At 54.2% G+C, this 21,822-nt stretch carries 28 protein-coding genes; 21 read left to right on the top strand and 7 right to left on the bottom strand.

What is annotated here, in order from left to right:
* The first annotated feature begins 6 nt into the window (after positions 1–6).
* From rpmJ to H7F08_RS01655, 7 genes are all read left to right on the top strand, one after another.
* The gene (gene rpmJ / locus H7F08_RS01685) at positions 7–120 is read left to right on the top strand and encodes a 50S ribosomal protein L36 (RefSeq protein WP_009568281.1); all 114 of its coding nucleotides are present in this window, start codon (positions 7–9) and stop codon (positions 118–120) included.
* Positions 121–179: 59 nt separating this feature from the next.
* Positions 180–536, top strand: a complete 357-nt coding sequence (gene rpsM / locus H7F08_RS01680) for a 30S ribosomal protein S13 (RefSeq protein WP_010639657.1) — start codon at positions 180–182, stop codon at positions 534–536.
* 17 nt (positions 537–553) lie between these two features.
* Positions 554–949, top strand: coding sequence for a 30S ribosomal protein S11 (gene rpsK, locus H7F08_RS01675; RefSeq protein WP_010639656.1), 396 nt, complete (start codon positions 554–556; stop codon positions 947–949).
* 20 nt (positions 950–969) lie between these two features.
* The gene (rpsD, locus tag H7F08_RS01670) at positions 970–1,596 is read left to right on the top strand and encodes a 30S ribosomal protein S4 (protein ID WP_193639713.1); all 627 of its coding nucleotides are present in this window, start codon (positions 970–972) and stop codon (positions 1,594–1,596) included.
* A 22-nt stretch (positions 1,597–1,618) separates the two neighbouring features.
* On the top strand, positions 1,619–2,635 hold the full coding sequence (locus tag H7F08_RS01665) for a DNA-directed RNA polymerase subunit alpha (RefSeq protein WP_010641442.1): 1,017 nt from the start codon (positions 1,619–1,621) through the stop codon (positions 2,633–2,635).
* Positions 2,636–2,664: 29 nt separating this feature from the next.
* Positions 2,665–3,036 carry a 50S ribosomal protein L17 gene (rplQ, locus tag H7F08_RS01660; RefSeq protein WP_010641444.1) on the top strand — a complete coding sequence of 124 codons (372 nt, stop codon included), beginning with the start codon at positions 2,665–2,667 and terminating at the stop codon, positions 3,034–3,036.
* A 170-nt stretch (positions 3,037–3,206) separates the two neighbouring features.
* Positions 3,207–3,488 carry a high-potential iron-sulfur protein gene (locus H7F08_RS01655; protein WP_024894017.1) on the top strand — a complete coding sequence of 94 codons (282 nt, stop codon included), beginning with the start codon at positions 3,207–3,209 and terminating at the stop codon, positions 3,486–3,488.
* Positions 3,489–3,497: 9 nt separating this feature from the next.
* Here the strand turns inward: H7F08_RS01655 and dut are convergent, their stop codons facing one another.
* Positions 3,498–3,950, bottom strand: coding sequence for a dUTP diphosphatase (dut, locus tag H7F08_RS01650; protein WP_193639712.1), 453 nt, complete (start codon positions 3,948–3,950; stop codon positions 3,498–3,500).
* Positions 3,943–5,193 (bottom strand): bifunctional phosphopantothenoylcysteine decarboxylase/phosphopantothenate--cysteine ligase CoaBC, encoded by a 1,251-nt coding sequence (coaBC, locus tag H7F08_RS01645; protein WP_193639711.1) that lies wholly within the window; start codon positions 5,191–5,193, stop codon positions 3,943–3,945. Before coaBC ends, dut begins: the two co-directional genes overlap by 8 nt.
* Before the next feature lie 32 nt (positions 5,194–5,225).
* On the opposite strand from coaBC, the gene radC reads away from it, so the two are divergent.
* The 7 genes from radC (at position 5,226) to H7F08_RS01610 (ending at position 8,987) form a co-directional block, all read left to right on the top strand.
* Positions 5,226–5,900 (top strand): RadC family protein, encoded by a 675-nt coding sequence (gene radC / locus H7F08_RS01640; RefSeq protein ID WP_010641452.1) that lies wholly within the window; start codon positions 5,226–5,228, stop codon positions 5,898–5,900.
* Positions 5,897–6,265: a diacylglycerol kinase gene (locus tag H7F08_RS01635; RefSeq protein WP_193639710.1), complete on the top strand. Its 369-nt coding sequence runs from the start codon at positions 5,897–5,899 to the stop codon at positions 6,263–6,265. The genes radC and H7F08_RS01635 overlap by 4 nt, the downstream gene beginning before the upstream one ends.
* A 122-nt stretch (positions 6,266–6,387) precedes the next feature.
* The gene (locus tag H7F08_RS01630) at positions 6,388–6,741 is read left to right on the top strand and encodes a hypothetical protein (protein ID WP_031573709.1); all 354 of its coding nucleotides are present in this window, start codon (positions 6,388–6,390) and stop codon (positions 6,739–6,741) included.
* A gap of 26 nt (positions 6,742–6,767) precedes the next feature.
* A complete protein-coding gene (locus H7F08_RS01625; RefSeq protein ID WP_024894021.1) occupies positions 6,768–7,130 on the top strand; it encodes a YtxH domain-containing protein in 363 nt (120 codons plus the stop codon).
* A 107-nt stretch (positions 7,131–7,237) separates the two neighbouring features.
* Positions 7,238–7,615, top strand: a complete 378-nt coding sequence (locus tag H7F08_RS01620; protein ID WP_010641460.1) for a DsrE/DsrF/DrsH-like family protein — start codon at positions 7,238–7,240, stop codon at positions 7,613–7,615.
* A gap of 7 nt (positions 7,616–7,622) precedes the next feature.
* A complete protein-coding gene (locus H7F08_RS01615) occupies positions 7,623–8,171 on the top strand; it encodes a hypoxanthine-guanine phosphoribosyltransferase (RefSeq protein ID WP_024894022.1) in 549 nt (182 codons plus the stop codon).
* A complete protein-coding gene (locus tag H7F08_RS01610; protein WP_142089414.1) occupies positions 8,172–8,987 on the top strand; it encodes an S-methyl-5'-thioinosine phosphorylase in 816 nt (271 codons plus the stop codon).
* Positions 8,988–9,036: 49 nt separating this feature from the next.
* Here the strand turns inward: H7F08_RS01610 and gorA are convergent, their stop codons facing one another.
* Entirely contained in the window at positions 9,037–10,386 is a 1,350-nt protein-coding gene (gorA, locus tag H7F08_RS01605) for a glutathione-disulfide reductase (RefSeq protein ID WP_142089416.1), read from the bottom strand.
* 61 nt (positions 10,387–10,447) lie between these two features.
* A complete protein-coding gene (locus H7F08_RS01600) occupies positions 10,448–11,188 on the bottom strand; it encodes a glutathione peroxidase (protein ID WP_193639709.1) in 741 nt (246 codons plus the stop codon).
* Positions 11,189–11,515: 327 nt separating this feature from the next.
* On the opposite strand from H7F08_RS01600, the gene H7F08_RS01595 reads away from it, so the two are divergent.
* Positions 11,516–12,493 (top strand): SDR family oxidoreductase, encoded by a 978-nt coding sequence (locus H7F08_RS01595; protein WP_193639708.1) that lies wholly within the window; start codon positions 11,516–11,518, stop codon positions 12,491–12,493.
* Positions 12,494–12,593: 100 nt separating this feature from the next.
* Positions 12,594–13,505: an AraC family transcriptional regulator gene (locus tag H7F08_RS01590; protein ID WP_024894027.1), complete on the top strand. Its 912-nt coding sequence runs from the start codon at positions 12,594–12,596 to the stop codon at positions 13,503–13,505.
* Here the strand turns inward: H7F08_RS01590 and serB are convergent.
* A complete protein-coding gene (serB, locus tag H7F08_RS01585; RefSeq protein WP_193639707.1) occupies positions 13,502–14,614 on the bottom strand; it encodes a phosphoserine phosphatase SerB in 1,113 nt (370 codons plus the stop codon). The two genes, H7F08_RS01590 and serB, sit on opposite strands and share 4 nt — an antisense overlap.
* Complete coding sequence (gene mfd, locus H7F08_RS01580; protein ID WP_193639706.1) at positions 14,611–18,060, bottom strand: transcription-repair coupling factor; 3,450 nt, start codon at positions 18,058–18,060, stop codon at positions 14,611–14,613. The genes serB and mfd overlap by 4 nt, the downstream gene beginning before the upstream one ends.
* A gap of 139 nt (positions 18,061–18,199) precedes the next feature.
* On the opposite strand from mfd, the gene ispD reads away from it, so the two are divergent.
* The 5 genes from ispD to H7F08_RS01555 all read left to right on the top strand — a co-directional run bounded on the left by ispD (position 18,200) and on the right by H7F08_RS01555 (position 21,237).
* Entirely contained in the window at positions 18,200–18,913 is a 714-nt protein-coding gene (gene ispD / locus H7F08_RS01575; RefSeq protein ID WP_193639705.1) for a 2-C-methyl-D-erythritol 4-phosphate cytidylyltransferase, read from the top strand.
* Positions 18,913–19,392, top strand: a complete 480-nt coding sequence (ispF, locus tag H7F08_RS01570; RefSeq protein ID WP_010641482.1) for a 2-C-methyl-D-erythritol 2,4-cyclodiphosphate synthase — start codon at positions 18,913–18,915, stop codon at positions 19,390–19,392. The genes ispD and ispF overlap by 1 nt, the downstream gene beginning before the upstream one ends.
* Complete coding sequence (gene truD / locus H7F08_RS01565) at positions 19,385–20,473, top strand: tRNA pseudouridine(13) synthase TruD (protein ID WP_193639704.1); 1,089 nt, start codon at positions 19,385–19,387, stop codon at positions 20,471–20,473. The genes ispF and truD overlap by 8 nt, the downstream gene beginning before the upstream one ends.
* A gap of 68 nt (positions 20,474–20,541) precedes the next feature.
* On the top strand, positions 20,542–21,021 hold the full coding sequence (locus H7F08_RS01560; protein WP_010641489.1) for a heavy metal-responsive transcriptional regulator: 480 nt from the start codon (positions 20,542–20,544) through the stop codon (positions 21,019–21,021).
* 9 nt (positions 21,022–21,030) lie between these two features.
* Entirely contained in the window at positions 21,031–21,237 is a 207-nt protein-coding gene (locus tag H7F08_RS01555) for a CopZ family metallochaperone (RefSeq protein WP_010641491.1), read from the top strand.
* On the opposite strand, the gene H7F08_RS01550 is transcribed toward H7F08_RS01555, so the two are convergent.
* Positions 21,225–21,821: a Smr/MutS family protein gene (locus H7F08_RS01550; RefSeq protein WP_031573733.1), complete on the bottom strand. Its 597-nt coding sequence runs from the start codon at positions 21,819–21,821 to the stop codon at positions 21,225–21,227. The genes H7F08_RS01555 and H7F08_RS01550 overlap by 13 nt on opposite strands.
* Position 21,822 lies beyond the last annotated feature (1 nt).

Genomic DNA, 21,822 nt, shown 5'->3' with positions numbered 1-21,822 from the left:
GTTGTAATGAAAGTTCGGGCGTCGGTAAAAAAGCTCTGTCGTAATTGCAAGATAGTCCGTCGTAACGGTGTGGTGCGGGTCATTTGCGTGGAACCCCGTCACAAACAACGTCAAGGTTAAGGCGACTAAATTTATCAGTCTGTGGGATTGACCCACTTAGTCTTTTGGAGGAATTGCGGATGGCCCGCATCGCTGGTGTTAATATTCCAAACAACAAGCAAATAGAAATTGCTTTGACGTATATTTATGGTATCGGCAGAACTCGTTCGCAGAGTATTTTATCTGCAGCTGATATTGCGTTTGATATGCGCGTCAAGGACATCAGCGAACCCGAGCTGGAACGCATTCGGGCTGAGGTCGCCAAATTTCTGGTGGAAGGTGATCTCCGTCGTGAGGTAACCATGAACATCAAACGATTGATGGATCTTGGTTGCTATCGCGGTATTCGGCATCGTCGTGGACTTCCTGTTCACGGCCAGCGTACCAAGACGAACGCACGGACACGTAAGGGTCCTGCGAAATCGATCACTCGTTAACTAGGAAGATTCCAGTAATGGCGAAAACTCAGACAAACTCCCGTGTGCGGAAGAAAGTAAAGAAAAACGTACTTGATGGAGTAGCGCATATATATGCGTCATTTAATAACACCATCATCACCATCAGTGACCGTCAGGGCAATGTTCTGACTTGGGCCAGCTCTGGTGGCTCCGGTTTCCGTGGGTCGCGCAAAAGCACCCCTTTTGCCGCTCAGGTGGCAGCGGAAAACGCGGGTAAAAAAGCGCAGGAATATGGTGTCAAAAATCTGGATGTAGAAGTGCGCGGTCCTGGGCCCGGTCGGGAAAGTACAGTTCGTGCGCTGCATTCCATCGGCTTTCGCATTGCGAGTATTCGCGACGTCACGCCGATTCCCCATAACGGCTGCCGTCCGCCTAAAAAGCGGCGTGTTTAATTTTTAGGTGGAGGTAGTTAGTGGCTAAATATACGGGTCCCAGTTGTCGTTTGTGCCGTCGTGAAGGCGGCAAGCTCTTCCTGAAAGGTGAGAAATGCTTTTCGGACAAATGTCCTGTGAGCATTCGTGCCTATGCACCAGGCCAACATGGTCAGCGTCGTGGAAGAGTGAGCGAATACGGCGGTCAGCTGCGTGAAAAGCAGAAAATTCGGCGCATTTATGGTGTTCTCGAAGGTCAGTTCCGACGTTATTTCGAGCGGGCCAGTCAGGCTCGGGGTGTAACCGGTGAGACCCTGCTGCGTCTTCTTGAACTGCGTCTGGACAATGTTGCGTACCGGCTTGGATTTGGATCTTCGCGTGCGGAAGCCCGTCAGGTCGTTCGCCATGGCCATGTTCTGGTCAATGGCCGCCGCGTTGATATTCCATCCTATCAGGTCCGCGCCGGCGATGTGGTGAGTGTGGCTGAATCTGCCCGTCAACATGTACGGATTGTAGCTGCGGTTGAAGCAGCCGGTGGTCGCGGGTTTCCTGAATGGGTGAGCATGGATGCTGCCACACTCAGTGCAACAATTAAGGCCGTACCGGCGCGTGAAGATATCGCACCGGATTTGAACGAACAGGTCGTCGTGGAGTTGTACTCTAAGTAAGACCGGGGGTTGAGGAACGCTTATGACTGATGTTGGTGATTTGTTACGTCCGCAGGGCGTAGAAGTTGAAGAAATTTCCGTACGTCGTGCGCGCCTGTCTTTGGGCCCTCTGGAGCGTGGCTTTGGTCACACCTTGGGCAGTGGTTTGAGGCGTATTCTGCTTTCTTCGCTGAAGGGAGCGGCAGTGACCGAGGTGGAGATTGAGGGTGTTCTGCACGAATATTCAAGCATCGAAGGGGTGCAGGAAGATGTCGTGGATATTCTCCTCAATCTGAAAATGCTTGCGGTCCGCTCCCAGGGACACAGTGATGTGATGGTTACCTTGCGCAAGCGTGGCCCGGGTTTGATGACCGGTGCAGATATTGTTTCTGAGCATGGTATTGAAGTGGCCAATCCTGATCAGGTCATAGCTACTTTGACTCGGGATGTCGAACTGGTGATGCATCTGCGGATTGACGATGGTCGCGGCTATGATGCTGCAGCTACCCGGCGTCAGAATCATGAGAAACGTATTGGCGTGATGGCGCTGGATGCCAGTTTCAGTCCGGTTTTGAAAGTCAGTTACCAGGTCGAAAGTGCGCGTGTAGAACAGCGTACCGATTTGGATCGCTTGGTACTGGATGTGGAAACCAACGGCGTCGTTGATCCGGTTTGGGCCGTTCAGGAGGCCTCACGGATTCTGCGTAGTCAGTTGGGCGTTTTGGCTGGCGCTGAAAACCAGCAGGAGCCTGAAGCTTCTCAGGTACAAAACGGTCAGGATCTGATGCCCTTGCTGATACGTCCCGTGGATGATCTGGAGCTGACGGTTCGTTCTGCCAATTGTCTCAAAGCAGAAGATATTTTTTACATTGGTGATCTGGTTCAAAAATCCGAACAGGAACTATTGAAAGCTCCTAATCTCGGCAAAAAATCACTCACTGAAATCAAGGAAGTGCTGGTGGCCCATGGCCTCAGTCTGGGTATGCGTGTTGAAAACTGGCCGCCGGAGAACCTGCCGCCCATTTCCGGGCGCGGCGCAGACGTTGATGTTAACGGCTAATGTTCAGAATTTGGTAGAGGGAATGGGTTATGCGTCATCGCAAAAGTGGTAAGCAACTAAATAGAAATAGCAGCCATCGGCAGGCCATGTTTGCCAACATGATGGTGTCCTTGTTTCACCATGAGCGTATTGTTACGACGCTTCCAAAGGCCAAAGAGCTGCGCCGCTTTGCCGAACCGATGATAACCTTGGCGAAGGATGCCACGGTTGCCAAGCGTCGTCTGGCTTTTGCGCGCTTGCGTGATCGGCAGGCCGTGGTTAAACTTTTCGATGATCTCGGCCCACATTATGCTGCGCGTCCCGGTGGATATTTGCGTATTGTGAAATATGGCTTTCGTGCTGGTGACAATGCCCCTTTGGCTATTGTCGAGTTGGTCGACCGTCAGGTTGCTACTACCTGATATCGCTGTACAAGGGCTTTTGAAGCACAAATCGGTCCATGATGAAAATCTGGGCCGTTTTTTTTGTGCTTTTTTTAGGTTTCTATCTACACATTCAACATGACTATGTACTATAGTAGTTTGGTATCGTTGTGCTTATTCTTCGGTACCCATGCTAATAGGAGAAGTGTATGAAGAAGTTGACCCGTCGTGAATGGTTCCGGTCGAGTGGTAAGGTGGTTTTGGCAGCCGCAGTGGCACCGGCAGTGCTGTCCAATATCGCAGAGGCCGCAACCAGTAAGGCCAGTCAGGCCTCAGTGCAGTATGTTACCCACCCCAACGGCAAGGAAATGTGCAGTAATTGCAAATTTTTTATCCCTGGAGCCAAACCCAACGAAGATGGGGCGTGCAAGGTCGTGTCGGGCAAAATTAGTCCCCATGGATATTGCGCTGTTTATATGCCGAAAAAATAAATCGCTGAATTATTGCTGTCCGGTGCTGCCAAATCCGGCACTACCCCTCTCTGTGGCAGCAAACTCATCCACCACCAGAATTTCGGGGCGAATAACGGGTACCAGAACCATCTGCGCTACCCGTTCTCCCGGTTCAATGACAATTTCATCTTGACTGCGGTTCCATAGTGACATTTTTATGGGTCCCTGGTAATCCGCATCAATGAGACCGGTTAGATTACCCAATACCAGTCCCTTATGTCCGAGCCCGGAGCGGGGTAACAGGAGTGCGGTGATTTTGGGATCAGCGATGTGCATGGCAAAGCCAGCTGATACTAACTCCACAGTGTTTGCCAACAGATGCAAGGGCTCATCCAGGCAGACGCGTAAATCCATCCCAGCGGCGTCAGCGCTGGCATAATGGGGTAAAGGCCATTGTTTACCAATGCGTGGGTCGAGGATGCGAATTTGCAAATTAGTCACGGGAATGATGAACCTCGCTGGCGAAGTGGATTTTGCTGATGTGGCGGATGAGTATTCTTGCCATATCAATTTTACGGCAAGCTGGAATTTCTATATGCATTTTATCGTGGAGTAGGGTGCAGGCATTGATTTCACAGCCCATTCCAGTCGTGCTCCTGCTGATATCGTTGACAATAATGGTATCGGCCCCCTTGCGGCTTGCTTTGGCGCGTGCTGAATCCAAGTGATCCCGGGTTTCTGCGGCAAAGGCAACAATGACCCGTGGGCGTTGGGGGTGACGATGGATGCTGGCCACGATATCTGGATTCTGCGTTAACGCAATCTGCTCAGGAACTGCTGATTTGGGCGTTTTATGCGGGCTTTGCAGAGTGGGTCGATGGTCCGCAACTGCGGCATTGGCAATCAATAAATCCGTGGGTATTTCCAGACTATGCAGGCAGGCCTCGAGCATCTGCTGGGCCGAGGTGACATCTTCGCGCACAACCCCTGGCGGCGTTGCTTCATGACTGGGACCGCTGATGAGTCTTACCTGCGCACCGGCTTCAGCACAAGCCTGAGCCAGAGCAAATCCCTGTTTGCCGCTTGCCCGGTTGGTCAGTCCCCGGGCTGGATCCAGGCTTTCCCAGGTGGGGCCTGCAGTAACCAGTATTTGCTTTCCAGAAAGCGTTTTGCTGGCCAGAGCCAGGCGCAGTTGGCCAACTATCTGCTCTGGTTCCAACATGCGTCCCGCACCCTCTTCGCCACAAGCCAAAACTCCGGCATCAGGGCCCAGAAATTGGGCACCAAATTCAAGCAGACGCCGGACATGTCCCTGGGTTGCAGAATGTGACCACATGCTGGCGTTCATGGCCGGAGCAAGAAAAACGGGTGCGTGCGTGACCAGCAGCAGGGTACTGAGTAGATCATCGGCAAGGCCCAGGGAAAAACGGGCAAGACTATTTGCCGTCACCGGCGCCACAATAATGGCATCCGGCCAGCGTGCCAGGCGAATATGATCCATTGCGGCTTCTTCCTCAGCGGCAAATAAATCCTGGCGTACCGGCTGACCACTCAGGGCCTGTAAAGTGATGGGCGTAACAAACTGCCTGGCATTTTGGGTCATGACTACGCGTACTTCGGCGCCCAGGCGCAGCAAATGGCGGACTATTTCCGGACTTTTATAGGCCGCAATGCTGCCACAAATTCCCAGCAGAATTCGTTTGCCAGCCAGGGGCTCGGTCGTGTTGAATAGGGTTCCTATCATGATAATCCCAGTTTAAGGGATGGAGGGAGCAAATGGCTATTACTGATTGGCCGGTGGACGAACGGCCGCGAGAAAGATTATTACAGAAAGGGGCGCAAAGTCTGTCTGATGCCGAGCTTTTGGCGATTTTTCTGCGGGTTGGTGTGAAAGGTAAAAGTGCAGTGGATGTATCCCGGGAATTGTTGCAAATTTTTGGTGGGTTACGGGCCTTGCTGACGGCTACCCGGGATCAGTTTTGTGCGCATCATGGTATGGGTGATGCGAAATATGCTTTACTGCAGGCGGTATTGGAGATGGGGCGACGGCATCTGGCAGAAGATTGGCAGCGGGGTAGTTGCCTGGACTCCCCACAGCGCGTTCGCCAGTATTTGTCGGCCAGTCTGCGCGATCGCGGCCGGGAAATATTCGCTGTCATTTTTCTGGATCATCGCCACCGGGTGTTGAAGCTCGAAGAAATGTTTTTGGGGACCATAGATGCTGCGACAGTCCATATTCGCGAAGTGGTGAAGCGCGCGCTGGAGTTGAATGCGTCCGCCTTGATTGTCGCGCACAATCATCCTTCCGGCGTGGCAGAGCCGAGCTCTGCTGATCTCGCGCTGACCCGGCGTCTGGAAAGTGCCATGCAGTTACTGGAGTTGCGTTTGCTGGATCATTTTATTGTCGGTGAAGGTGAACCCTTGTCTTTGCGCGAGCAGGGGGGTTGGTGAATAAAAATAAACCCATCTGGCAGCGCGCACTCTATGCTCTGCGCGGGCTGAGGATTGCCGCACGGGAAGAAGCCAGCTTTCGCGCAGAATTATGGGCTGTGCTGGCGGCCGTGGCGTTTTTGCTTTGGGCGCAGGTCGCTTTATGGTGGTGGGGTTTGGCCCTGCTGTGGATGGCCATGCTGTTGGCTACCGAGTTATTGAATAGTGCAGTAGAGTCGCTGGCGGATCTGGTCAGTCCCGAATTTCATCCCCTTGTTGCTCGCGCCAAGGATTGTGGGGCGGCAGCGGTTTTTGTCTTGAGCATCGTCGGTGTTGCTCTGCTGTTACTGATTTTGTGGCAGCATTTCCATGCTGGGGGTGGATAAGATGGGTGTTATTTTACCCGGTGCGCTGTTGCTGCCTATAATGACCGTATATGCGGGTTGCGGCGGGGCTTATGGAAGCCACGGACTGGCTGCCGGAAAATTGCAAAACGTAGGGAGAAATAATGGGTATTAACGCAGGCATTACCGTTATTGCCGTTGTCTTGATCATTATTTTGCTGATCATTGCGGTGACTGCGGGCGTATTTATTCGGACTTTTTTGCGTTTGGAAAGATTGCTGGCCCGTGCTGAACAGGATGTTGGCCCCCTGATTTTTGAGCTGAAGTCGGCCTTGGTAGATATCAAGAAAATGACCCAGGTGGGGCGGGCGCAAATGAATCGGGTGGATTCCACCATGAAGTACCTCAGTCGGGAAATTATGGAAACCACCGAAACCCTGGTCCAGCCTGTACAGGAACTCGGTATGTGGTATCGGGCTTTGCGCACAGGCTGGCGCTATTTTTCACGCAAACGTTAAAGCCGGAAACGGCGAGGAGAAAAACCATGAGAAACGCAGAAGGTTTTGTAGTGGGGATTCTGGTAGGTGCAGTAGGCGCCTTATTGCTGGCACCAGCCAGCGGTGCGGAAACCCGTCAGGAATTGCGTAAGGCGATGGACAAGGGTAGAGAGCGTTTTTACAACCTGGAATCTTTGGCGGAAGAACGCATTGCGGTGTTGATTGATGAAATCCAGGAAAAAACTGCTCGATTGATGGATGCCGGCGGAGATTTAATGGAATCCAAACGTGAAGATTTGCTGGAGGCTATCCAGGTAGCCAAGCGGGCTCTGGCCGACGAGCGGGACATTCTTACCAGAAGCACACGTGCCCGTCGGGAAGTGCTGTTGGAAGAAGAAGAGAACCTCTGATTTCAGTGTTCGACACGTGACTTTTTATGGTGTAATCAATCATTTCATGGTGCGGTTGCGGGTCGGGACGGCTATGATGTGCAGACCGAATTCTTAAGGAGATACAGATGGCTGATAAATTGTTGATGGTTATGGTAAACACCGATCCTTCCAACCCCCAGGAACTGGGTGCGCCGTTCTTTCAGGCTACCGTTGCTGCCGCAATGGATTTTGACGTGGAAGTGGTGTTGACCGCCCGTGCCGGTGAGTTGGCCAAAAAAGGCGTGGCGGAAAAAATGTTCGTGATGCCTGGCAGTCCCAAAAGTGTCTACGATTTCATCAAGGATGCCCATGAGGCTGGCGTAAAGTTTTTTGTCTGCACTCCGACTCTGGAATTGTGGGACTGCACCAAGGAAGATTTGATTCCTGAAGTATCCGACGTGGTCGGTGGCGCTTATGTGATTGAGCAGGCCATGGACGACGACGTGGTCACCTTTACGTATTGATGCCAAGATGACACCTACCCATTTGGGGCCCGCTGAACATCTGTTCAGCGCGGAAGAGGTGGAAGCGGCCATCCAGAGGATGGCCGTTGCCATTAATAAGGATCTTGAACATCTGACCCCACATCGCCCGGTGGTGCTGCTCTGTGTGTTGACTGGCGCCATTGTCGTGGTGGGCCAGCTCATGCCGCATTTGCATTTTCCCATGACGCTGGATTGTGTACAGGTCAGTCGCTACGGTTCAGAAACCAGTGGTGGCGAGTTGCAATGGCGTACGCGTCCCAAGGAGTCTCTCTCAGGGGCTGTTGTGCTCCTGGTGGATGATATTCTGGATGAAGGTATTACCCTCAAATCCATTCAGGATTATTGCATGGCAGAAGGTGCTGTGGCGGTGCATACGGCGGTGATGGTACGCAAGATGCGGCCGCGATCTGTGGACCTGCAGGTAGATTACGTCGGTCTGGAGGTTCCAGATCAGTTTGTGTTTGGCTATGGTCTGGATGCCCGAGGCCTGGGCCGTAATGCCCCGGGAATTTTTTTTCTCCCGGAGGATCACTAAATGGGTGTGGTCGGCATTATTGGTGGAAGTGGTTTGACGCGACTCAATAATCTGCAGATCCGTAATCGTCGGGTGGTGAGAACGCCGTTTGGTGAGGCTTCCGGCCCCCTGACTTTTGGTGATCTGGGCGGGCAGGAAGTGGTTTTTCTGGCTCGGCACGGTTACGGACATACCATTCCCCCGCACCGGGTGAATTATCGTGCCAATATCTGGGCCTTGCACCATGTGGGAGTGACCCATGTGATTGCCGTGGCGGCGGTGGGTGGTATCAGTGCAGCCATGCAATCCGGGGTGATATGTGTTCCGGACCAGTTGATTGACTACACCAGCGGAAGGCCTGGCACTTTCTTTGAAGGTGGCGAAAGCATGGTGGTCCATATTGATTTTTCCGAACCCTACTGCGGACGTATTCGTGAACGTCTTTTAGAGGGGGCAAAGGTTTCTGATGTGGGGGTGATAGATGGGGCTACCTATGCGGCTACCCAAGGTCCCCGTCTGGAAACCATTGCGGAAATTCGGCGCATCGAAAAAGATGGTGGAGATATTGTGGGCATGACCGGGGCACCGGAAGCGGTATTGGCCCGCGAGATCGGTCTTTGTTACGCACCCATATCGTTGGTAGTCAATCCGGCCGCTGGCAAATCCAGCGAGCCCATCACCATGGAGGCCATTGACGCCGTCATGCATGAGGGCATGGAAAGAGTCCGGGCGATTCTGGCCAGTACGGTGCCTCTGCTGGCTGATTGCCCGCAATGTGACTGCGGCGTTTCAGTAGGCCCGGAAGCACTTAAACATTTGCACAGTCGGCGCAAGTAACGATCGACTAAAAAAGGCAGATCGTCAGTCAGATCTGCCTTTTTAACTTTCAGCGTAAAGTGACCAACTCTTCCGAGCTGGTGGGATGAATGGCGATGGTATCGTCAAAATCCTTTTTGCTGGCGCCCATGCGTAAAGCTACTGCAAAACCCTGCAACATTTCGTCGACGCCATCGCCAATGGCATGCAAACCGACAATTTTTTCTTCCCGTCCTACGGTCACCAGTTTCATGGCGGTTTTTTCAGGGTCTTCGGAAAATGCCCGCAACATGGGGGTAAAACGGGTTTGATACACCTTGACGGCTTCATCTCCGTAAGTTTCCCGCGCGGCCGTTTCGCTGAGGCCTACCGTGGCGATGGGGGGATGGCTGAAGACTACCGTTGGCACCAGCGTGGCATCCAGGTGGCGTTCGGTCTGCTGGTTGAATAAGCGATCCGCCAGTCTTCTCCCGGCAGCAATAGCCACCGGGGTCAGGGCGGGAGCGCTGGTCACGTCGCCCAACGCATAAATGCCGGGAATAGCGGTGTTCTGGAAAGCATCCACGGGAATAAATCCTTGCGCGTCTTTGGTAATGCTCGCATTTTCCAGCTCCAGTTCTTCACTGTTTGGGCGTCTGCCAATCGCCCAAATGACGGCATCCAGTCCGCCCAGGCAGTCTCCATCCTGAAAGTGCAGGCATAAACCATCAGGGCGTTTTTCCAGCTCACGCACCTGACGCTGGGCCAGCAAATTGATGCCTTGATGGAGCATGGCATCCATCAGATGTTCACGAAGCATCGGCTCGAAATCATTCAGAAAATGTTTGCGTCGCATGAGCAGTGATACATCACTGCCCAAAGCATGCAAAACGCCAGCCAGTTCTACGGCAATATAACCGGCTCCGACAATGGCGACACAGCGTGGAGCCTTTTCCAACGCAAAAAAACCGTCCGAACTGATACCCAGCTCGGCACCAGGAATATCCGGCCAGGTGGGTTGGCCACCAGTAGCGATGAGGATGTGCGGGGCACGCAGAATCTTACTGTCTACTTCCACCTGGTTTTTGTCATGAAAACGCGCATGTCCACGAATCAAGGTAACGCCATTACCATCCAGTCCCTGTGCATAGCGGCCATTGAGACGATCAATATAAGCGTCTCTTTTGGCCTTGAGCCGTTCCCAATGAAAACTGGAGGCAACCGCATCAAAACCATAGTCTTCTGCCATCCGCATTTGTTCGGCCAGGTGAGCAGCATTCCAGAAGATTTTTTTAGGCACACAACCGACATTGACGCAGGTGCCTCCCAGTGGTCCTGCTGCGATCAATGCAGTTTTGGCCCCATAGCTGGCTGCCCGGTTGGCCGTGGCAATACCGCCACTGCCGCCGCCAATGACGATTAAATCATAATCCTGGTTCACGCTGGTTTCTCCTTGTTTTGCTGCGTTTATTCCGGCTTTCTGGATTCAGGTTAATACAAATTTATTTACCTAAAAACTTCTCCAGATCATCTGCACCACCAATATGGCGTCCGCCAATAAACACCTGGGGTACCGTCGAGCGACCACTGACTGCGCGAATACTGCGCGAGCTGATGCCCGTCCCCATGCCGGTGTGGATTTCCTCGAAAACCATATTATGTTCTTTTAACAGGGCTTTGGCCCGGGCGCAGTGCGGACAACCTTCACGCGTAAATACGGTGATAAATTCCGGATCCCTGGCCTCGGGATTGATGTAACGCAACATGGTATCCGCGTCGGAGACTTCAAAGGGATCACCGGGTTTGTCAGGCTCGATAAACATTTTGCTAATGGCGCCATCTTTGACCAGCATGGAGTAGCGCCAGGAACGCTTACCAAATCCCAAATCGCTTTTGTCTACCAGCATACCCATACCTTGGGTAAAATCCCCATTCCCATCGGGAATCAGGCGGATATTTTCTACGCCCAGTTCTTTGGCCCAGGCATCCATCACAAAAGCATCGTTCACTGAAAGGCAGATAATTTCATCCACACCGTTTTCCCGAAAGGTCGGAGCCAATTCGTTGTAACGGGGCAGATGGCTGGAAGAACAGGTAGGGGTGTAAGCACCGGGCAATGAAAATACCACGACGGTTCTGTCCTTGAAGAGGCTGTCACTGCTCATATCCCGCCATTGGTTGTCGACGCGGGTGCGAAAAGTGGCTTGTGGAACCGATTTACCTTCCATACTGGTAAGCTTCATAACGATCTCCTTGTGCGGTTGTGGAAACAATGCATCACGATGTGTTCTGCACTATGAACAATAATAGAATAAGTCTAAAAAATGTGCAATATATTTTGCTGACGCCCCTGACTCGCCTGAATATAAGCTAACTCTCTTGGTAAAGCTTGTGTTTCTTGTTGCCTCGTCCAACTGCCTTTTATGGGCGTGGGTGTAGTAGATGTTCTTCAGTCCAAGTTGTCGTGATGCAGGACGATCGCGAAAAAACTACGGTGTCCCGCAAATGGTTTGCCCAGGCAGTGCAACTTATATTTACTGGGTATGATTGTCATCTGGGAGTCTCTTGGTATGCGTGTATTTATTACTGGCGCGACGGGTTTCATAGGTACGGCGGTTGCACGTGAATTGAAGGAAAATGGCCACACAGTGGTCGGGCTAGCCCGCACCAGCGCAAAGGCGGTGGCACTACGAAGGCAAGGAATTGAGCCACATCAGGGTGATCTGGATGATCTTGATAGTCTGCGCGCAGCTGCTGCAGGGTCTGATGGTGTGATTCATCTCGCTTTCATGCATGGATTATCCAGTGCCTCTTGGCGTAGCCGCCTGTATATATTGGCTGGCGGCACACCGGATAGAATCGTACAGCACTTTCTCAAAGTCGTCAGTGACGCCGACCGGCGCGCCATTGATGCGATGAGCACCGTCTTGCAGGGCTCGAACCGCCCGCTGGTCGCCACGTTTGGTACTTTGGGTTTGGCTGCCGCCGGTGTTATGCGTAATGTGCCTGGTGTAGAGGCGGATGGGCCGGATCCGGCTTCCCCCGGCTATGGACGTGCCATCACCGAGACTGTGCTCGAAAGGTGGGCAGACAGTGGTGTGCGCACATCAATTGTCCGGTTGTCACCCACCGTGCACGGCGCTGGCGACAACGGGCTAATGCGGCAGATAATCCAGACGGCGCGTAAAAAGCGGATGATGGGATACGTTGGAGATGGACGCAATCGCTGGCCTGCTGTGCATCGTGACGACGCGGCAAAGCTGTTCAGGCTTGCGTTGGAAAAAGGTACAGCCGGTGCCCGTTATCATGGTGTAGCAGAAGAGGGTGTTGCCATGTCTGACATCGCCGGCATGATTGGCCAACGGCTGGGCCTGCCAGTGAAGTCGGTGACTTCTGAAGGAGCAAAAAAGCAGTTCGGGTGGCTGGGTCCTTTTATGGCGTTGGATAATCCTAGCTCCAGCAGTTGGACACGCGCACAGCTGGGTTGGCAACCGCGCGGGCCGTTATTGCTCAAAGACCTTGAAGCCAGCGATTATTTCCGCGACTGATTCGAGGTTCAGGCATAGTATGAGCATTAACGCTTCTGTTTGGTATTCACCTTTGTTGCGCCATACTCCATTTATCGGGCTATCGGCCCCGAGGTAATTCATGGACCCGCTTTCGGATATGCTGTCTTTGCTCCGACCGCAGAGCTATGCATCTCGCGGTCTTGACGCGGGCGGCCGTTGGGCACTGGATTTTCCATCTGGCCCGGGAATCAAGTGCTACGCACTGACTACAGGACGTTGCTGGTTGTGGGTTGACGGCAAAAATTCGCCGATTGCTATGACGGCTGGTGACTGCGTGCTGCTGCCGCGTGATCTAGCATTCCGTTTTGGCAGCGATGCAGATGTGCCAGCGCAGGACGTAATGACATTGATTTCCGATACGCAGATGGGGGCCGTGATTACTCTCAACGGCGGGGGAGAATGTAGCGGCGTGGGCGGTTATTTTGAGTTTATAGATCCACAGGCTGATCTGCTGCTTAGCCTGTTGCCGCCTGTGATACAGGTACGCGAAGAGTCAGACCGTGTTGCTTTGCGTCAGTCGATAGAGCGTTTGATGCAGGAGCTCCGTGAACCACAGCCCGGTGGCGAGTTATTAGCTGGCCACATTGCGCAGATGCTGCTGATACAAGCTTTGCGCCTATTCCTGGCTGATGGTTCTGAACAGGGAATAGGGTGGTTGTTCGCCTTGGCTGATCGCCATATCGGCGCGGCGCTGGTCGTCCTACATGCTGACCCAGGCTATCGCTGGACCCTGTTGGCGCTTGCGCAACACGCTGGTTTGTCTCGTTCCAGTTTCGCTAAACGCTTCAAAGCCACTGTTGGCGAAGCACCTATGGAATATCTCACCAGTTGGCGTATGCAGCTCGCTGCTGATCGACTTGTGCGCAGGCAAGAATCCGTTGCCAGCATAGCCTACGCGTTGGGTTACGAATCTGAAAGTGCCTTCAGCGTGGCTTTCAAACGTCGGATGGGCTGTCCACCGGGAAGGTATGCTCGGGGTGGTTCCATTTAGAACCAGCCAAGAAAATGCGCTGCAGTATCCAGTCCGCCATAGCGAATCTGAAAATCGGCCTGGGCGCGGACAACCGCCTTGGCATGATAGGCAATACCCACACCTGCCTTGCGTAACATCGGCAGATCATTGGCGCCATCGCCAATGGCAATGCAGTGACTGGCATCGGTTCCGGCACTGATGGCCAGCAAATCGAGAAGGTCGGCCTTGGCGTTGGCATCGACAATATCACCCAAAACCTGCCCGGTGATTTTACCATCGACAATTTCCAGGGTATTGGCAAAGGCGTAATCCAGATCCAGCATTTCCTGGAGATGGCGGGTAAACTGGGTGAATCCACCGGAAACCACACCGGTTTCCAGGCCCTGAGACTTGGCTGCCTGGATGAGTTCCCGTGCGCCTGGACTCAGTTGCAGGCGTTCGCGAATGATGGCGTCGATAGTGCTGGCGGGTGTGCCCTGGAGCAAGCGCACGCGTTCGCGCAGGGAGGTCTGAAAGTCCAGTTCACCCGCCATGGAGCGTTCGGTAATGGCGGCAACCTGCCGCTTGAGACCCAGGTGATCCGCCATTTCATCAATACATTCAATGCTGATCAAGGTGGAGTCCATGTCGGTCAACAACAGCTTAAAGTTACCAGCTTCCCAGAGTGGTGTTATGGCCAGATCAAGCTGGATGCCTTCCAGAGCGTCGGCCAAGGCACGATTGGCGGCAGGAACCGGACCTTGAGGGCCGTGAATGGCAATGGCCAGACTATCGCCCTGGGCATGAAGTATGCGGCCAGGCATGCTGTTCTGAAGATGCAGGGTCGTCAATGCACGGCGCAGCGCCTCGGGCTGCGCCGTGCCGCGCAATACCATACGGGAGACGCTGTCTACACTGGACATGGGGGACCAGAAAACTTCTCTTTGCTGATGCAAGGCCTGCCGCGATAATTCATCCAGAAACGGCGCAATTTCGCTGACGGCAACCGGTAAATTCCAGCTTTGTAGCCAGCATCCCCACAGTTCCTGATGGCTTTCCGTACTATGAACAAATTGTCCCATACTGGAGGGTAAAGTCATGGGGCCACGTCCGGCGGGACTCAATATGGCAAGGCGCGTGCTGCTCATGCATTACTCCTTAATGGTTCAATGAGTTGAATGATTTTTTGGCAGCGTGCCTCGCCGTCGGGTAAATCCTGGCGAATTCTGAGGCGTTGGCCGCCATCCAGCTGATAGACACTGTGCGGACGCTGAATAAGCGCAATGATTTTTTCCGGGGATACCTGATTTTCCTGGGCGAATTGCAGGCGCGCTCCCGAAGGTCCGGCATCAATCTGATCAATGCCGATTTGGCTGGCCAGGAGTCGGAGCTGGGTCTGGCACAGCAAGGTTCTGGTCGGGTCTGGCAATGGCCCGAATCGGTCGATCATTTCCACCATGATTTCACCAATGGCGGAATCACTGCGGACATCGCTGAGGCGCTTGTATAGCTGCAAACGCAAGTGCACGTCGGGCAGATAATTGTCGGGAATCAGTGCCGCCGTATTCAGATGAATTTCCGGTCCGCTGGCGCGTTGTTCGGCCAGGCTGCGGGGGTCCTTGCCCGCACGGATGGCGGCAACGGCGTCGTTGAGCCATTCCATAAAGAGCGTGAAACCCACTTCATCCATGTGCCCGCTTTGCTCTTCGCCCAGAAGTTCACCGGCTCCACGAATTTCCAGATCATGACTGGCCAGGGCAAAGCCGACCCCCAGATCTTCCAGAGATTGAATGGCATCCAGGCGGCGCCGGGCATCATCACTCATGGCGCGTACATCGGGGGTAAACAGATACGCATAGGCCCGTTGATGGGAACGTCCCACCCGGCCCCGGAGCTGGTGGAGTTGCGCGAGGCCAAATTTATCAGCGCGATTGATGAGTATGGTATTGGCGTGGGGATTGTCGATACCGGATTCGATAATCGTGGTGCTGAGCAGAATATCGAAGCGTTGATGATAAAAATCCAGCATGACCGCCTCCAGCTCGCCTTCAGGCATTTGCCCGTGGGCGATCCGGAGCCGGGCTTCGGGAAGCAGACGCTTCAGGTTGCTGGCCATGCGTTCGATATCCCGTACTTCATTGTGCAGAAAATAAATTTGTCCGCCCCGATGTAATTCTCGCTGACAGGCTTCGACGACCACAGCGTCTTCCCAGATCTGCACAAAAGTACGCACTGGTTGCCGACGCTGGGGTGGGGTGGCGATGATGGATAAATCGCGCAATCCGGCCAGGGACAGATTCAGGGTGCGGGGAATAGGCGTGGCCGTCAGGGTGAGAATATCCACTTCGGCACGCAGGGCTTTGATCTGCTCCTTTTGCCGCACACCAAAGCGGTGCTCCTCGTCCAGAATCAACAGGCCGAGATCCTTAAAAGCCACATCTTTCTGGAGCAGGCGATGGGTTCCGATCAGAATCCGGACGTCTCCGGCCTGGGTGGCGGCCAGGATTTCCTTGTGGGTTTTGCCCTTCTGAAAACGGGACAGGACCTCGATCCGCAGCGGCATTCCGGCAAAGCGGTTTTGAAAGTTTTCATAGTGCTGCTGAGCCAGCAAAGTGGTCGGTACCAGAACCACGACCTGTGCCCCGCCATGGGCTGCCAGAAAGGCTGCCCGCAACGCCACTTCGGTTTTGCCGAACCCTACATCACCACAAACCAGTCGATCCATGGGATGCGGGCTGATCATGTCGGCAATGACGGCGTCAATAGCTTGTTGTTGATCGGGCGTTTCTTCAAAAGGAAAGCGGGAAATAAAATCCCAATAGGCTTCATCCGGTGGCGCAAAAGCACGGCCCTGGCGAGCTGCCCGCCGCGCGTATATGTCCAGCAGTTCACTGGCGGCATCAATGGCTTTCTCCCGGGCCCTGGCTTTGGCTTTATCCCAGTGTTGACTGCCGAGGCGAGATAGCACCGGTTCTGCTGCCCCATTGCCCACATAACGGGCAATGCGATCCAGATGATCTGCCGGGACATACACCAAATCTCCCTGGGCATATTCCAGTACCACATACTCGTTGACGTCGCCTTGGGCGGCAAAAGGCGTGCTCATTCCCTGAAAACGTCCAATGCCATATTCTTCGTGGGTGACCGCATCGCCGGGCTGCAGTTCGCCCAGATCGCGAACCATGCCTTCCACATGACGTTGGCGGACCTGCGCACTTCGTCTTTGCGCAAATACCCGGTCACCGAAAATCTGCGCTTCCGAGATGAGTGCAAGTTGGACCAGATTTTTCTCTTTCAGCAGCAGACCGCGCTCCAGAGGGGCTACGGTAATGGCGATTTTTTCTGTGGACAGGAGAAAATCCGGCCAGTTTTTCAGGCGGGCGGCGCCTAAACCCGCTTTGTTCAGGCGCTCAGACAGTGCTTCCTGACGGCCCGGAGATTCTGCAGCAATCAGGGCGCGGCCCTGCTGGGGGAGGTGACGCAGAAAAGTTTCCAGTGCGGACAGGGGCGTTTCGCTGTTTCCCTGCAGGGCTGGTAGTGGTCCGCAGGGTAGGCTTTCACCGTGGCCTTCTACCTCGCCATGCACCTGTGCATGACTCTGGAGTGCTGTTTCCCATTCGGAAGGCGTCAAAATAAGTGCGTCTGGTGGCAAAATCGGATAACTGGTGTCGTATGCCCGCTCTTCATGGCGTTCCTGCCAGTCCTGGCGAATCTGCTGGCTGGCGCTTTCCAGGCCGGGGGGCATGAAAATGATCCCGTCCGGAGGAAAATGGGTAAGCAGATGGCTGCTTTCCGGGAAAAACAGAGGCAGGTAATGCTCTGCTCCCTGGGGAATCTGTCCGCGACTTGCCGCTCGATAGACTTCGGCACGTTGCGGGTCACCACTGAATTTGGCCCGAAACTGACTGCGGAATTCATTCAGTGCTGCCGCATCCACAGGAATTTCGCGCGCCGGCAGCAGGGATACCCTGGATACTTTCTCCAGAGTCCGCTGGGTTTCCGGATCAAATGCCCGGATGCTTTCTACCTGGGTGTCAAATAACTCAATTCGGTAGGGCAGCGGGCTACCACTGGGAAACAGGTCAATAATGCCGCCGCGCCAGGCGAGCTCTCCAGGTTCGGAAACTTCGCTGACATTGCGGTAGCCCGCATCAATCAGGCGTTGTCGAAAGCGCTCGGGCTGGAGGTTGTCTCCCACGGCCAGTACAAAGGCATGTTGATCAAGAAAACTCCTGGGCGGAAGACGTTGTAGAGCGGCCGCCAGAGGGACCAGACACAGCCCGCGCCAATTGGGTAAGGCCGCCAATGTCGCGAGACGGGTGGCGGTCGCATCAGCCGGAGGTGCCAGACGATCATAGGGCAGAATTTCCCGATCCGGGAAAATCAGGGGCGCATCCAGATCCGGCGCAAAAAATGACCACTCGCGCTGCCATTCTTCCAGATCACGGGGATTGGGCAGGAGCACCAACAGAGGTTTTTGCCATTTCCGGAGCATTTCGGCTGCCAGCCAGCAATCGGCAGCCCCGAAAACATGGCTGAAACTGCGTGCATTACCTGCACGGGGGACAGGGCCCAAAGCGAGAGGAAAGTCCAAAATATCCGGGATATCATATCAGCAAATTCAGGGAGCCTAGTGTAAGGTGCCCGTGCTCAAACTGCAAAAGCTGAAACGCTTGCGCCTGCTGGATAGACTGCGGATACTGCGTCTGAATCCCATAGGTTGAGGAAAATTGATGGAGCGGATCTGGGTCATTATTCCAGCCGGAGGGCGGGGCCAACGTTTTGGTGGAACTCAGGCTAAACAATATGTTTTGCTACGCGGGCAGCCTGTTCTTGCGCATACCCTGAATATTTTTCTGCACGAAAAACGGATATCCGGAGTGCAGTTGGTGTTGCCGGGTGAGGACCTGGAAAGCGGAGCCTGGCGAGACTTGTTGGGTGATGATTTGGCCTTGTCTTTGGCCCCTGTAAGAGGCGGGAAGCAACGTGCTGATTCCGTGCGGCTCGGTTTGGAGGCCTTGCGGAAAGCCGGCGCTGCCGATACGGACTGGGTGCTGGTACATGATGCTGCACGACCCTGTTTGCGCGCCGAAGACCTGGGCAATTTGCTGGATAGTCTGAGAGAATCACCGCAGGGGGCATTGCTGGGAATTCCCGTTGCCGATACCCTCAAGCGCGAAAAAGACGGCCTTTCCCTGGGTACGGTGGATCGGGAAGGGTTATGGCGGGCTTTAACACCTCAGGCTTTCCCCCTGGCAGCATTGCTTGCAGCCCTGCAATCTGCGCAGGGTGCCGCAATGCCCATTACCGATGAAGCTTCGGCGATGGAGCTGCAGGGTTGGCGTCCGCATCTGATTCAGGGGCATGGGGATAATATCAAGATTACCCTGGGAGATGATCTGGCTTTGGCCGCAGCCATCCTGGCGGCCCGTGACGAGGAGAAATGATGCAGCTGCGTATTGGTCATGGTTTTGATGTGCATGCTCTGGTTCCCGAGCGCCTGTTGATACTCGGAGGGGTCAAGATTCCCTATGAGCGGGGTCTGGCCGGGCACTCCGATGCGGACGTCTTGCTGCATGCCATTTGTGACGCCTTGCTGGGTGCCGCAGCATTGGGAGATATCGGCCGCCATTTTCCCGACACGGATGCACGTTTTGCCGGCGCCGATTCCCGTCTTTTGCTCCGGCATTGTCATGCTTTGATTCAGGAAAAGGGTTTTTCGGTCGGGAATGTGGATGCCACTATTGTTTGTCAGCGACCCAAACTCGCGAGCCATATACCGCAAATGCGCGCGCACATTGCCGAAGATCTGCAGGTTTCTGAGGATGCGGTCAACATCAAGGCGACGACGACTGAGCAGCTGGGTTATGCCGGTCGGGGTGAAGGAATCGCTGCCCACGCCGTGACCTTGATTCAACATGTCTGAATTATTCCCACGCATTTATCCGCATGTGGATGTCCTGCTGGAAGCCGAACTCAAATCGACGGAAGAGGATTTTCAGGTTACGGAAATGCTGCCTTTTACGCCTTCCGGTACGGGGTCGCATTACTGGTTTTTCATTGAAAAGCGCGGACTGAATACCCAGGAAGTAGCCAAACGACTGGCACAACTTGCCAGCATCCCCGTGCGTGATGTGGGTTATGCGGGAATGAAAGATCGGCACGCCATTACCCGACAGAGTTTTTCCGTGCCGGTACAAGCCGGGACAACGCCGGATTGGCTGAGCCTGGAAAGTGAAAATCTCCATTTTCTGGAGATGACCCGCCATGACCACAAGCTCCGCAGGGGGGTGCTCAAGGGAAATCATTTTCGCCTGGTTTTGCGCCATTGTCAGGGCGAACCAGCTTTGTGGGAGACGCGTTTGCAGCATTTGCAAAAAACGGGCTTTCCCAATTATTTTGGAGCGCAACGCTTTGGCCACCGTAATTTGCAGGAGGTCAGTCGCCTGTTGTCCGGTACAGCGCGCAAAATGGATCGTCATCAACGTGGCCTGCTGCTGTCAGCGGCGCGCTCTGCACTTTTTAATCAGGTGCTGGCCGAACGGGTACGCCAAAATAACTGGAATGTTCTCTTGGCGGGAGAAATTGTGCAATTAAATGGTTCGCATAGCATTTTTCTGGCCCAGGCTAATGAGCAGGAGAGCTTGCAGCAGCGTTCTGCAGAGTGGGATGTGCACCCCAGTGGACCCCTGCCGGGCCGGGGCGGGCTCTCTCCTGAAAATCAGGCTGCCCTCGTAGAAAAGCAGGCCCTGGATGCCTTGCCCGAGGAGTCAGAGACTTTGGGTAATATCCGTCATTGGCCACAACAATTAGCCGCGCAGGACGTGGACGCTGCCCGCCGCGCCCTGCGTGCGCGTCCGGATTCGCTGCAATACCACTGGCAGGATGCCAGCACCCTGATTCTGGAGTTTTCGCTACCTGCGGGCGTATTTGCAACCAGTTGTATTGAAGCATTACTGGGCCATGAGCAAGTTCGCGCCGATAGGCTTGACCTTTGTGTTGACTAGATGCTTTAGAATGAGGACACTATACGTGTGGAGCGTGAAAATTCAGTCAATATAAGGAGGGAGACAAGATGGATACACCTGTAACAATAGGTCGCTTGGCCCGTGAAGCTGGGCTGGCTGCAGAAACATTGCGTTACTACGAGCGTATTGGCTTGATTCAGCCGGTACAGCGCACCCAATCCAATTACCGTCTTTATGATAGTCACGCCGAGTCGCGTCTGCGCTTTATCCGCCGCGCCCAGAATCTGGGTTTTTCCCTGACAGAGGTGAAAGAGTTGCTGGACATCAGTAGCAGCACCGAAAATGACATGGGCGATGTGAAGGCGCTGACCGAACAGAAAATTGCAGAGATTGATTTCAAAATTGCAGATCTGCAGAGAATGCGTAGCGCTCTGGCTATCCAGGCAGAGCGTTGCCCCGGCCATGGTTCAGTAGACAATTGCCCTATTCTGGCCTCCCTGGCCGAGGCGGAAGGTGACATGGCTGTTCGCCGGCGCTGGGATGTGAGTCGGGATCCTTCCGCACCGCGTAGCGTTGCCCAGCGTTGAGTAAAGCATATGGCACTGATTGAATTGTCTGTTCAGGGAATGACCTGCAATCACTGCGTGGCTGCTGTAGAAAAAGCACTTCGGGCAGTACCCGGGGTACAGACTGTTGCAGTACATCTTGACGCTAACAGCGCTACCGTGGAGGGTGACTCCATGGACACTGAGGCATTAGTTCAGGCCATTGAAAGCGAAGGCTATACGGCTCAAGTCCGATAATTACGATGTTGGTGGCGGCGCCAGCCGAGCAATACCTGCAAGGCCCCGCCCCCGCCTTCTCCGGGACGGGCCTGAGTAAAAGCCAGGACCTCCTGGTGCTTCATCAGCCAACCACCTACCAGTCTTTTCAGTACTGGTATGCGTCCCGGGGAACCCAACCCTTTGCCATGCACAATGCACACGCAATTCCAGCGCCACTGCTGGGCTTCGTGTAAAAAGGCCGCCAGTTCGAGTCGGGCTTCTTCAACCGTGCAACCATGTAAATCCAGTCTGGACTGGATCCGGAAACGCCCTTTGCGTAAATCCCTGAGGAGAGCAGGAGATTGCCCCTGCTGCAAATAGAGCCATTCATCTCCTGCTTCCAGGATTTCGTCGCTGTTCAATGTGCGACTGAGCGCCGTCCGCACGGCCAGTTCGTCTTTTTGCCGTTGCAAGGGCAAAGGTGCCGGGGGGCTGGGTCGTGCGGGGATGGGCGGCGCCGGAAAGCGTTTTACATCTGCCATGGCTTCTTCAAAGCAAGCCTTTTCAGCAGGATGGACGGCGAGCGATACCGGTGTTGTCTTGGGTGGTCGCCGCCGTCTCATG

This window comes from Acidithiobacillus sp. HP-11 (assembly GCF_015100075.1).
In the GTDB taxonomy this organism is placed as follows: Bacteria; Pseudomonadota; Gammaproteobacteria; order Acidithiobacillales; family Acidithiobacillaceae; genus Acidithiobacillus; species Acidithiobacillus thiooxidans.
Note: the sequence above shows the minus strand (reverse complement) of the source record. Positions and strands in the feature narration are given on the sequence as shown.